Source organism: Frigoribacterium sp. UYMn621 (assembly GCF_040549525.1).
Taxonomy (GTDB): Bacteria; Actinomycetota; Actinomycetes; order Actinomycetales; family Microbacteriaceae; genus Lacisediminihabitans.
Map to the genome: position 1 here is coordinate 76,775 of NZ_JBEPTM010000011.1, position 11,875 is coordinate 88,649.

The 11,875-nt window shown below is 64.9% G+C and carries 12 protein-coding genes and 1 tRNA gene; 10 read left to right on the top strand and 3 right to left on the bottom strand.

The window, feature by feature from the left end:
• Positions 1-108 precede the first annotated feature (108 nt).
• The 7 genes from ABIB54_RS15065 to gltX all read left to right on the top strand — a co-directional run bounded on the left by ABIB54_RS15065 (position 109) and on the right by gltX (position 7,385).
• Positions 109-1,164: a 3-isopropylmalate dehydrogenase gene (locus tag ABIB54_RS15065; RefSeq protein ID WP_354576334.1), complete on the top strand. Its 1,056-nt coding sequence runs from the start codon at positions 109-111 to the stop codon at positions 1,162-1,164.
• A 39-nt stretch (positions 1,165-1,203) separates the two neighbouring features.
• The gene (locus ABIB54_RS15070; protein ID WP_354576335.1) at positions 1,204-2,337 is read left to right on the top strand and encodes a branched-chain amino acid aminotransferase; all 1,134 of its coding nucleotides are present in this window, start codon (positions 1,204-1,206) and stop codon (positions 2,335-2,337) included.
• The gene (locus ABIB54_RS15075) at positions 2,334-3,110 is read left to right on the top strand and encodes a fumarylacetoacetate hydrolase family protein (RefSeq protein WP_354576336.1); all 777 of its coding nucleotides are present in this window, start codon (positions 2,334-2,336) and stop codon (positions 3,108-3,110) included. The genes ABIB54_RS15070 and ABIB54_RS15075 overlap by 4 nt, the downstream gene beginning before the upstream one ends.
• 540 nt (positions 3,111-3,650) lie before the next feature.
• Positions 3,651-4,655: a YeiH family protein gene (locus ABIB54_RS15080; protein WP_354576337.1), complete on the top strand. Its 1,005-nt coding sequence runs from the start codon at positions 3,651-3,653 to the stop codon at positions 4,653-4,655.
• 139 nt (positions 4,656-4,794) lie between these two features.
• Positions 4,795-5,127 (top strand): PadR family transcriptional regulator, encoded by a 333-nt coding sequence (locus ABIB54_RS15085; protein ID WP_354576338.1) that lies wholly within the window; start codon positions 4,795-4,797, stop codon positions 5,125-5,127.
• Positions 5,124-5,774, top strand: a complete 651-nt coding sequence (locus tag ABIB54_RS15090; protein WP_354576339.1) for an HAAS signaling domain-containing protein — start codon at positions 5,124-5,126, stop codon at positions 5,772-5,774. The genes ABIB54_RS15085 and ABIB54_RS15090 overlap by 4 nt, the downstream gene beginning before the upstream one ends.
• 120 nt (positions 5,775-5,894) lie before the next feature.
• Positions 5,895-7,385, top strand: a complete 1,491-nt coding sequence (gltX, locus tag ABIB54_RS15095; protein WP_354576340.1) for a glutamate--tRNA ligase — start codon at positions 5,895-5,897, stop codon at positions 7,383-7,385.
• Positions 7,386-7,529: 144 nt separating this feature from the next.
• On the opposite strand, the gene ABIB54_RS15100 is transcribed toward gltX, so the two are convergent.
• Positions 7,530-8,369, bottom strand: coding sequence for a cytochrome c oxidase assembly protein (locus tag ABIB54_RS15100; RefSeq protein ID WP_354576341.1), 840 nt, complete (start codon positions 8,367-8,369; stop codon positions 7,530-7,532).
• A 192-nt stretch (positions 8,370-8,561) separates the two neighbouring features.
• Between ABIB54_RS15100 and ABIB54_RS15105 the strand changes: the two genes are divergently transcribed.
• A tRNA-Gln gene (locus ABIB54_RS15105) sits at positions 8,562-8,633 on the top strand.
• 176 nt (positions 8,634-8,809) lie between these two features.
• On the opposite strand, the gene ABIB54_RS15110 is transcribed toward ABIB54_RS15105, so the two are convergent.
• Entirely contained in the window at positions 8,810-10,003 is a 1,194-nt protein-coding gene (locus ABIB54_RS15110) for a tyrosine-type recombinase/integrase (RefSeq protein ID WP_354576342.1), read from the bottom strand.
• Positions 10,000-10,269, bottom strand: a complete 270-nt coding sequence (locus ABIB54_RS15115) for a helix-turn-helix transcriptional regulator (RefSeq protein ID WP_354576343.1) — start codon at positions 10,267-10,269, stop codon at positions 10,000-10,002. The genes ABIB54_RS15110 and ABIB54_RS15115 overlap by 4 nt, the downstream gene beginning before the upstream one ends.
• Positions 10,270-10,689: 420 nt before the next feature.
• Here ABIB54_RS15115 and ABIB54_RS15120 point away from each other — a divergent pair, with 420 nt between their 5' ends.
• Together ABIB54_RS15120 and ABIB54_RS15125 are read left to right on the top strand one after the other, a co-directional pair.
• Positions 10,690-10,992 carry a hypothetical protein gene (locus ABIB54_RS15120; RefSeq protein WP_354576344.1) on the top strand — a complete coding sequence of 101 codons (303 nt, stop codon included), beginning with the start codon at positions 10,690-10,692 and terminating at the stop codon, positions 10,990-10,992.
• A gap of 410 nt (positions 10,993-11,402) precedes the next feature.
• Entirely contained in the window at positions 11,403-11,837 is a 435-nt protein-coding gene (locus ABIB54_RS15125; RefSeq protein WP_354576345.1) for a hypothetical protein, read from the top strand.
• Positions 11,838-11,875: the final 38 nt, after the last annotated feature.

Here is an 11,875-nt window from a genome sequence, read left to right on the forward strand (position 1 = left end):
CCTAAAAGGGGGGTAAGATTTGCGATAATCTCCTGCGGGTACGCTGGGAGCGGGCCAGAATCAACCGGAACGCCCCGTTCACCAGCTCTCTTCCCCTGGAGTCATCCCATGCGCCGCAGCATCGCCCTCGCCCTCATCCCCGGTGACGGAATCGGTCCGGAGGTGGTCGGTGAGGCGGTGAAGGTGCTCGAAGCGGTGATCCCGGTGGACGTGGAGCTCACCACCACGCTCTTCCCGTTCGGCGCCGCACACTACCTCGCCACCGGTGAGATCCTGAGCGATGCCGGTCTCGATGAACTCAAGAAGCACGACGCCATCCTGCTCGGCGCTGTGGGCGGGGATCCCCGGGATCCGCGTCTCGCCGGCGGACTGATCGAACGCGGGTTGCTGCTTCGACTCCGCTTCGCCCTCGACCACTACGTGAACCTGCGTCCGACCCGTCTCCTGCCGGGGATCGTCTCCCCGCTCGCTGATCCCGGCACCGTCGACTTCGTCGTGGTGCGCGAGGGCACCGAGGGGCCCTACGTGGGCAACGGGGGTGCGATCCGCGTGGGCACGCCGCACGAGGTGGCGAACGAGGTGTCGGTGAACACGGCGTTCGGCGTCGAGCGCCTCGTGCGCTACGGCTTCGCCGCGGCATCCGCTCGCCCTCGCCAGAAGCTCACGCTCGTGCACAAGACCAACGTGCTCACGCACGCCGGCAGCCTCTGGCAGCGCACCGTCGACCGGGTCGCGGCCGAGTACCCGGCCGTGAAAGTCGACTATCTGCATGTGGACGCCGCAACCATCTTCCTCGTGACCGACCCGGCTAGGTTTGACGTGATCGTCACAGACAACCTCTTCGGCGACATCCTCACCGATCTCGCGGCCGCGATCAGCGGCGGCATCGGACTCGCCGCGTCGGGCAACATCAACCCCGAGGGCACGTTTCCGTCGATGTTCGAGCCGGTGCATGGCTCGGCTCCCGACATCGCCGGCCAGCAGAAGGCCGATCCGACCGCGGCGATCCTGTCGGTCGCGCTCCTGCTCGATCACCTGGGACTGCCGGATGCCGCGGCGCAGGTCACCGCGGCGGTCACCGTCGATCTCGCCTCGCGCGGCGCCGCGGCACGAAGCACCTCGCAGGTCGGCGATGCCATCCGCTCGCAACTGCCGCACACTTAAGATCTGCCAGAATTTTGGTTCGTAAGAAATAGGGACTCCATGAAAAACCTGCTCGCTCCGGCAACACTCAACTTCACCCGTCGGCTCAACCCCGAGGCGCTCGCCGAGCTCGAGCGCACCGAGATCCTCTCCGATCCGGGGTTCGGCAAGCACTTCACCGACCACATGGTCGACATCTGCTGGTCCGCGCGAGGCGGCTGGCATCGCCCGCGGGTGCAGCCCTATGGTCCGATCGAACTCGACCCCGCCGCTGCTGTGCTGCACTACGGGCAGGAGATCTTCGAGGGGCTGAAGGCCTACCGCCACGCCGATGGCTCCATCTGGAGCTTCCGCCCGGAGGCCAATGCCGCGCGGATGCAGCGCTCGGCTCGCCGTCTCGCCCTTCCCGAGCTACCGACGGAGTACTTCCTCGATTCGCTTCGGGAACTCATCGCCGCCGATGGCGCCTGGGTGCCGACGGCGCCGGACACCAGCCTCTACCTTCGGCCATTCATGTTCGCCAAGGAGGCCTTCCTCGGCGTGCGCCCGGCAGAGAAGGTCAACTACTACGTGATCGCGAGCCCGGCTGGGGCGTACTTCAGCGGCGGTCTCGCCCCCGTGTCCATCTGGCTCTCGACCACCTATTCGCGCGCCGGAAAGGGCGGAACGGGCGCGGCGAAGACCGGTGGCAACTACGCCTCGTCGCTCATCGCCCAGGCCGAGGCATACGAGCACGACTGTGCCCAGGTGCTCTTCCTCGACTCCGAGGAGGAGAAGTTCCTCGAGGAGCTCGGTGGCATGAACATCGTGCTCGTGAAGAAGGATGGCACGCTCCTCACCCCGGCATCCGACAGCATCCTCGAGGGCATCACGCGCGACTCGATCCTTCAGCTGGCCGAGGACCGCGGCCACACGGTCGAACGTCGGCGGGTGACCATCGACGAATGGCGGGAGGGCGCGGCATCCGGCGACATCGTCGAGGCTTTCGCCTGCGGCACGGCGGCGGTCGTTGCGCCGATCGGCCTGCTCAAGGCAGAGGGATTCGAGATCAGGCACGAGAGCACGGAACTCGCGTTGTCGCTTCGCGAAGAACTCACCGGCATCCAGTACGGCACGGTCGAAGACCGGCACGGCTGGATAATGCGGCTCGACAGCGACGATTCGGCGACGGTTTCGGATTCGGCGGCACAGTGAAAATCGCGCGCTTCTCGGTCGACGGCGGGGATCCCCGCTACGGCATCCTCGACGGGGACGACTACGTCGTGCTCTCCGGCGACCCCATGTTCAGCGGATTCGGCACCACGGGGGAGCGCGTCGCCGCGTCCGACGTGAAGCTGCTGGCCCCGGTCATCCCTCGCTCCAAGGTCGTCTGCATCGGCCTCAACTACGCGGCCCACCGCGATGAGCTCAAGAACGACGCGGCTTCTCCCGAGGCGCCGCTCATCTTCCTCAAGCCGAACACCGCCGTCGTGGGACCGGGTGACACGATCCAGATGCCGCCCGTCGAGGGGCGGATCGTGCACGAGGGCGAACTCGTGATCGTGATCGGCAAGATCGCCAAGCGGGTGAAGGCCGCGGACTACGCGGACGTGATCTTCGGCTACACCATCGGCAACGACATCTCCGCCCGCGACCAGATGTTCGCCGACGGACAGTGGGCCCGTGCGAAGGGGTACGACACCTTCGCTCCTCTCGGTCCCGTGATCGAGACCGAGTTGGACTGGTCCAACCTCGAGATCCAGACCTACGTCGACGGCGAGCCGCGCCGGCACGGCAACACCAGGGACATGCTGCACAAGATCCCCGAGATCATCGAATACGTATCGGATGTCTGGACTCTTCTTCCCGGCGACGTGATCATGACCGGCACACCGGCGGGCCTCGGCGGGTTCCTCGACGGCCAGACGATCGATATCACCATCGAGGGAATCGGCACGCTCAGCAATCCGGCGAAGAACCGGGTGTGACTCGCCCCGTCCCGCGGTCCCGATGCGGCGGCTCCTTCGTCGCTGCCTACTCGACCCGCGTCGTCCGGTGGTCGAGTGGGCCGCCCGTCGACCGTATCGAGCCTCGTGCCCTGACCGGCGTCATGGCCGGCGTCACTGTGGCCCCCGCCCTCGGTCCGGGATTCGACTCGGGACTCGATGCGGCCCCGATGGCCCCTCAACCCGCAGCTCCTCCCGACTCGATCCGGCATCCGGATTCTGTGGAATTCGAGTCGGGAGAAAATGCGACCTGTGATGGGCCGGAGTCGCATTCAGTCCCGACTCGATGGGATGCAGGCGCGATCCGGGCGCGCACCGTGCCGGCGCGCACCGTGCCGGCTCGCGCCGCGCGGGGCCCGCGTCGTGCTGCGCTGGATCAGCCCCGCCCCCGATCGGCCGCCGCAACACGCCCCGCCGCCGCCGCGCCCGACCGGTGTCTCCGCACGTGACCCGCCGGTCGAGTAGCTTGCTCCGCGACCGGGTCGATACCCGCATCAAGCCCCCTACCAGGACACCCACCCCATGACACGTCTTCGCTGGCTCCCCGGTCTCGCCCTCGCGGCCGTCGGCGCGGCGGCCGGCTTCGGGCTGCATCTGCTGCTCCCCGGCCTGCCCTGGCTCACTGCCGCGCTCATCCTCGGGGTGATCGTCGGTTCGATCCCGCCACTCCGTCGCGGCTTGGACGGCGCTCTCGCCCCCGGTCTTGCCGTCGCGAGTCGTCGACTGCTGAGACTCGGCATCGTGGTGCTCGGGCTCAAGCTCAGCCTTGTCGATATCGCTCGCCTCGGCTGGGTCGCGATCCTCGCCATCGTGGTTCTCGTGGTCCTGAGCTTCGTCATAACCTGGCTGATCGGACGCGCGTTCCGGCTGGAGGGCGACCAGGCCGTGCTCATGGCGGCGGGATTCTCCATCTGCGGAGTGTCGGCGGTCGGCGCGATGGCTGCCGCTCGGCGGTCCCCGGAGAGGGACACCGGCACGCCGATCACGCTCGTCACCCTGTATGGCACGCTGGCGATCGTCGTGCTGCCCGCGCTGGCGGCCCTGTTCCAACTCGACGCCCGCCAGTTCGGCCACTGGGTCGGAGCGAGCGTGCACGACGTCGGCCAGGTGGTCGCCACCGCCCAGACCGCGGGCGCGGCCGCTCTCGCGGTCGCGGTGGTCGTCAAGCTCACCCGCGTGCTGATGCTCGCGCCCATGGTCGCGGTAGCGTCGATCCAGACTCGTCGGCGTGATGCCGCAGCGGATGCCTCGGCGCGTGTCTCCACCAAGAGACCGCCGATCGTGCCGCTGTTCATCATCGGGTTCCTCGTTGCCGTTCTGCTTCGATCGTTCGTGCCGTTGCCGGAAACAGTGCTGGCGATCGCGGATATCGTGCAGTCGGCCCTCCTGGCTGCCGCGCTCTTCGGCATCGGCGCCTCGCTGCGCATCGAGCAGCTCGCGCGCTCCGGCCTGCGGGCGGTCGCGGCCGGACTCGTGTCGTGGATCGTCATCCTCGGTCTCGCCCTTGCCGCGGTGTACCTCTCCTGAGCGACTGCTCGCGATTCGCGATCCGGAGCACAGTTTTCCTTTGTGTCGAGTGATCCGGCCCGAGTGGGAATGCCGCGAAGGAACGAAACTGGCGCCGTGCCGTTTGCGCTAGCGTGCGAGGCAAGCTAACGTGTGATGCATGACAGTGGACGTGGGCGCGCAGCTCCGAAAGGGAGTGGTCGAGTACTGCATCCTGGGACTGCTTTCCGCTGAGCCCACCTACGGTTGGCAGCTCTCGGAGGCTCTCGTGTCCCGCGGACTGATCGCCAGCATTGGCACGCTGTACCCGATCCTCAGTCGGCTCCGAACCCAGGGTCTGGTCAGCGGATTCGATCGGCACTCAGACGCAGGCCCCTCTCGCCGCTACTACCGCGTCACCGAAATCGGACATCTCCAGCTCGCGGCCTTCCGTGAGCAGTGGGGGCCGTTCGCCCGCACCGTCCAGGAACTCGTCGGAGAGGACACCCCATGACAGAAGCCGATATCCCTCAAGCGATCAGCGACTACCTCGCCGAGCTCGACCGCGAGTTGTCCGGCGTGACCGATGATGTGCGGCAGGGCATCGTGGCGGGAGTTGCGGAGGAGCTGCAGGGCTTGGATGCCGAGGCCGCAGCGTCCCGCATCGAGTCCCTGGGCGACCCCGTGTTCATTGCCGCTGAGGCCCGAGCTGGCGCCGAGACCCCGACAGCGGCGTCACCGGCCACGAACCTGCCGGTTGCGACACAGCGAGCTGGCACGCAGCCGCGCTCGACACAGACAGTCCCACCATCGGCGACCCCGCGCCTCGGCCCGCCCCGGGCATCCGAGAAACGCTGGTATGTCGTCGTGACGACAGTGCTCCTCGAATTCGGCGGCCTGGTGGTGCCGCTCGCCGGGTGGGTGGCAGGCATCATGCTGCTGTGGGCCTCGCCCTTGTGGACCCGCCGCGAGAAGATGATCGCCACGACGGCACCCGCCGCTGTCGGGGTGGTTTTGTTCGGCTTCTTCGCGATCGTTGGATCCCTATCCGGCTTCGCGGTCTGGCACGCGCTGACGCTCGGCGGGCTCGGGGGCACGATCGTCGCCTCCCTCGTGATAGGAATCGTCCTCAGCCGCCGGGCCTGGGAGCGCGCGCGCTGATGCCACCGTCTCCGGCGACAGCCACTCATCGTCGGGCATGGCCAGCCTCGACCGCGACGGCTCCCAACGGTCAGTGAGCGCTCGCTGGCGCAAAACCGCCCCCGGTAGGATTGATGCGCCATGTCACCCTCCTTCAGCACAGCCACCGGAGCCGACGTCCGCGTCCGTTTCTGTCCTTCGCCCACCGGAACCCCGCACGTGGGACTCATCCGCACGGCCCTCTTCAACTGGGCCTATGCCCGTCACACCGGCGGCAAGCTCGTCTTTCGCATCGAGGACACGGATGCCGCGCGCGACAGCGAGGAGAGCTACCTTCAGCTTCTCGATGCGCTCAGCTGGCTGAACATCGGGTGGGACGAGGGCGAGGGCGTCGGCGGTCCCGACGGGCCCTACCGGCAGTCCCAGCGCGGCGAGATCTACGCGAGCCTCATCGAGCGACTTCGGGCGAGCGGCCACCTCTATGAGAGCTTCGCCACGGCGGAGGAGATCGAGGCCCGCAACATCCAGAACGGGCGCGATCCGAAACAGGGTTACGACAACTTCGAACGCGACCTGAGCGAGGAGGCGAAGGCCGCCTACCGCGCCGAAGGCCGCGCGCCGGCCCTCCGCCTCCGCGTGCCGGATACCGACCTCTCGTTCGACGACCTGGTTCGTGGCGAGATCACGTTCCCCGCCGGGTCATTCGTCGACTTCGTGGTCGTTCGACCGAACGGCGCCCCGCTCTACACCTTCGTCAATCCGGTGGATGATGCGCTCATGGGCATCACCCACGTGCTGCGCGGTGAGGATCTCCTCTCCTCCACACCCCGGCAGATCGCGCTCTATCACGCCCTCATCGAGATCGGAGTGGCGAGCGCCATCCCGCGCTTCGGCCACATGCCGTACGTGATGGGGGAGGGCAATAAGAAGCTCTCCAAACGGGATCCGGAGTCGAACCTGTTCCATCACCGCGAACGCGGCTTCATCCCCGAGGGCTTGCTCAACTACCTCTCGCTGCTCGGCTGGTCACTGAGCCACGACCGCGATGTGTTCAGCATTGACGAGATGGTCGCCGCATTCGACATCACCGACGTGAACCCCAATCCGGCCCGCTTCGATCTGAAGAAGGCCGAGTCGATCAACGGCGACCACATCCGTCTGCTCGCTCCGGACGTGTTCGTGGAGCGTCTTCTTCCGCACCTGACGGGGCTCGTCGCCGATCCGCCCACCGGCACCGAGCAGGCGATCCTGCGTGAGGCCGGCCCGCTCGTGCAGGAGCGCATGCAGCTACTCGGCGAGGCGCCGGCTCTGCTCGGATTCTTCTTCGCCCCGGATGACTCCATCGAGGTGGACGCGGACGCGACGCCCCCGGCGGGCTCGGCCGAGATCCTCGATGCCGCGGTCGGCGCGCTCGAACAGCTGAACGACTGGTCCCACGCCGAGATCGAGCGGGTGCTGCGCACCGAGCTGATCGACGGCGGCGGGCTCAAGCCCCGGATCGCATTCGGCCCCCTGCGCACGGCTCTTTCTGGCAAGCGGATCAGCCCTCCGCTCTTCGAGTCGATGCAGCTGCTCGGCAAGGAGTCGACGCTCGCGCGACTCTCCCGCCTGGCCGCGTCGCTGGGCGAGTAGGGCACTCCGCTGGGCGATTAGGGTGCTCGGCTGGGCGACTAGGACGCTCGGCGTCCCTATCGAGAGCTGGTCGTCGCGTGCGCGGCCTCGGTGCGTTCGCTGGCGCTCGCTACTCGACCACCGGGAAGCCGCTCGACCGGCGGTCTACTCGCGCGGCCCCCGCAGGTGCTCGCGGGTGAGCGCATCCATCTCTTCGTCGGTCAGCGCGTCGAGCGCCTTCGCTTCCGAACGGTCGACGCGCGACCACCGCAGGAACATCAGGATCAGCACCGGCACATCCGCGACCTCTGCGATGAACCACAGCAGGTCGCCCGAGAGATGCTGGTCGTGATACGCCGAGGGGAACCACGCGGGAAGTGAACCCGCCACCTGGCCGAGCCCATCGAGCACATGGTTGTTCAGGCGCAGGAGGATGCCCGGAATCGCGTCGACCACCAACTCGACGAAGACGAAGAGAAACTCCACGGTGATGAAGAAGCTTGTGTGCTGCGTGCTGTTCTCCACGATCGGCAGCACCATGAGGAGACCCACCAGGGGCACCGCCACCGTGAGCGCAGCGCCCGCGAAGGCATTCTCGCGCAGGCTGCCCGCCAGCGGCGTGAGGAACACCGAGAAGGCCACAAGCGCGAACAGGGGAGCGAATACCGCGTTGCCCGCCAGCCGCACGGGCCACGAATGCATCACGGCATCCATCCGGTGAAGCGAGCCGCCGGTGAGCACCAGCCTCGCCAGCGCGACGGGTGCGCCGAGGCTCAGCAGGCCGGGCACGGCGAAGAGGAGCAGGGCGATCCGGGTGGTGAAAGCCCAGCGGAGGTCCATGCTCCAGACGCCGAGAAACCCCAGATTCACGACGGCGAACGAGCCGAGACCCAGCGCGAAGAACCAGACGGTGCGGATGCCCGGCCACGGCACTTCCCGCCGACGCAACGACAACACGCCCGCGGAGTAGAGGGCTGCGGCGAGCACGATGACCCCCACAGACACGGCGTCGAATCGCCACGTGGTGAAGAAGGTGAGAAGGGAAGGCGTGGCCGGCTCGATTCAGCGAAGTGTGGAGATGTGCGAGAGGTTCGATGGAATTCTGTCACGCCTCGCCGAGAGCTCGGCCCAGCATTTGGGCGACCCCCCGCCGGTAGGTTAGAGTGACTAGTCGGCTCGGGTTCGTCCGGAGTGCGGTGGGGTATGGTGTAATTGGCAACACGGAAGATTCTGATTCTTTTGTTCTTGGTTCGAGTCCAGGTACCCCAGCTTTAAATGCTGGTCAGAGTCCGACTTTTCAAAGTATGTAGCCCTCGCTGTGGTGATGTGCTCGATATGTGCGCGTAAATCTCGTGTGAGTCACTTCAGGGCCACGCATGTCCGACGCAAGAAAAGCCCCGCTTGACCCGAACGATTCTTCGGCGCGGGGCTTCCTGCGGCGCAGCTTACTCAGGGTTGTTTACGAGCATTTCAAGAACTTCAGTGTGGTCCTCTGCCTGGGTTCCCTTCTCTACGTAAACACCTTCGGTAGTAGCCCGGTACAGATGCCGCAGGTGCCTTTGCGTAGCGTCGATTCCCTTCGCGCGGTAGACCGCGGTGCCGCTTGTCTTACGGAAAACATGCGACGTGAGCCACTCGAGCTCGGTGCCAGTGACGACTTGCCTCAGTTGTTTGGAAATATTCTGTTGCTGTAACGCACCGCCTTTGCGGGTGGAAAAGAGCAGCTCATGCTCGCCGCTTAGCGCCCTCCGACGTAAGGCCGCCGCGGCTGCTGAGGTAAGGCGTATGTGCTTCGCAGTGGCCCCGTTCTTTGTTGTCTCTTGACGGTAGCTGCCGACGCCTTTCGAGTAGACGATGGTCCCGGTCAGGTCGATGAAGACGTCGCTGCCATCGACGTAGACGTCGCTCCGGCGCAGCGCCAACGCCTCACTGATGCGGCACCCGGTGGCGAGCATCACGTCGATGATTTCGACTAGGTCGTTGGTTCGGCGCGGTCCGGTCGCAGCTTGACGCGCAATCCACCGTTCGATTAGCAAGTGCAGAAGCCGGATTTCTGAGGTTGTGAGAGCGCGCGGGTTCTTTCGCGGGACGCTGAGCGCGACGTCCGCACGCCAAGCGACGTTCGAAGTGACGGCGTTTGCGCGTAGTGCGGCGCGGAGCACTTTGCGCAGAACGGTTCGGCACAATCGTGCACCCGATGGGCTGGTCTCCTCGAGCCGTTCGAGATGCACAACGACAGTACCCGCATCGAGTTCAGAGACAGGCAGAGCTAGCCAAGTCTTGCGAATGCCCATGGCGGTCTGCCGGTAGCGCTCTTTCGACTGCGGTAACAGTTTGATGTCCCGCTCTAGGTCCGTTAGGTAGAGGTCGACCAGCTCGCCGATAGGGGTCTTCGCATCGATGCCGCGGTGTGCTCCGATACTGAACACACGCGCCAGGGCGGCGGCGATGACGGCTGTCTTAGCTTCTGCCTGCGTGGCACGCGTTCGCTTTACGGAACGGCTAACACCGTCCGGGTCGACGACGGCGACGGCCGCAGTCACACTGAGAATCTTCTTTGTTCCGGGAACCAATATCGTCTTGTACCGGACAGGACCCAACTCGCCCCGGGGCTTTCCCGGCCGGCCGAGATTGCTCATGCTGCTGCTGCCTTCTCCGTCAGGCTGTGTGCGTAGGCCTGGACGGCTGAGGGGTCCCAGCGTACGCACCGACCGATGACGATAGCGGGGATGAAATCCCCGGCAGTGCGCAACTTTTCGATGAACTTAGCGCTGACGCCGAGGGAAGCGGCGACCTCGGCGATGTTCCAAAGGCGAAAGTCTGAGCTTTGAATGTCGATTTCCATATTGGCCAGCCCTCCCGAGCTGTTGCGCTGGAGGGCCTTCCTCTCGCGCAACAGGTACATGCGCGGTGCTAATCGCCGATGAGAAAAAATAGGGCTCGATTGGGTTGGCGAGGCGAAAAACTCAACGATCTACATCCCGATGAAACGACTACCGTCTCGGCAAATCGACCTTTCGAGGCAACAGAAATCGGTGCATTTCTCTCACAAAGTGATTACGGATCGGATTCGCGCCCGCGTCCAAGACGCAAACGACCAGCCACCCCGGGCTACACCATCTATGGTGCACGACCATATCGAGCGCGAGCCCGCTCACTATTTCACCGGGATTTAGAGAACTTCGATGAGAACTTCCACTAGAAACAAGACGGTGGTGAGCCCGTTGCCACGAACGTTGGCGGATCATCTCGTCTGCGGTCCTCAGGATCGCTGTTGCGACCCCGGCGAGGACGGCTCTGGCTGGGTTTTCCGCCTCGAGGCTGTGTGGGACTTGCCATTGTGTCGGCGCAGGCGCCGGTCGGGTTGAGAGAGCTCGATGACCTTGTGCCCGTCGCGCCAGGGGGACGAGGTGAGACCAGCCTCGTAGGAGCCAGTGACCTCGATCCCGAAGGCGATGATCTTCGCGAAATCGTCAGCCCACTTGAAAAGCTGCGCGAAGCCCGCAGTGTCGGTCGCGATAGTGAGAGCTGCGAGGATTCCCCCGACCGATTCCATCACTACAGCAACACGGATGTGTTTGCGGGTGTCGCCAAGATTACCAATTCGGACCATTTAGGAAATCAGTAGAAGCTGGATTTGACTTCGGGGGTGCCCTTAGCGTCTGGCGCGCGCGCCTAGACTTTCGCTGAATAGCCATTGGGCCGTCAGGGGAACGAAGCGGCCCATCAAGAGTTAGCCAACAATCTCGGGGTAGTCCGTCGCGTCCAAAGTCGGAGCGCTAAGCGTATGGGGAAGCACGAAAGAATTGGGGTTTCGATGATTAGGTTGGCGGAGTCGCTGAGTGTTGCCCGTTCCTTGAGGGGCGCAGTGGCCAATTTCCCTTGGGCGTGGATTCGGGTTGGCTCGTTCATGTCCGGTATCGGCTTCGAGAGCGCAGATCGAAGCCGCTGGAGGGTCTGGGCGCACGGAGAATGCCGAAACCCGGTAGACGGCGCTGGGCTAGTTTCCGTCACCGCTGACCGAGCGCTCCCTTTCTGATGAACCGCGATTTCATTTCGGTCATACATGGCGAAGCTCGCGCGGTTATTGCCGCTTTTCCGGACGCTCATTTTGATGCATTGATCACAGATCCGCCTTACGGAATTTCCCTGACCAAGAACGAACCTGGTGTGGGACGCCCTAATTGGGATCGTTCGAAGATCTGCTTCGATGAGAGTTTCTGGTGTGACTTGCGCAGGGTTCTGAAGCCGGGAGCGAACGTGGTCGTGATGGGTCATTCAAAAACTTTCGCCAGAATGTCGGTGGCGATTGAAGATGCTGGGTTCGAGCTTGTTGATACTTTGGCGTGGCTCCATGGCCAGGGGTACCCGGCAGGGTTTCGGAAACTCGACCAAGAGTTGTTGCGGGTGAGTGGCGGTCACGTCCCGCTGAGTGGTGGAGTTTCTCAACACCGTGCGGGTCAGTTGTTTTAGTTTAGGCGGCGGCGAGTTCTGGGAGGATCACCGCCTCG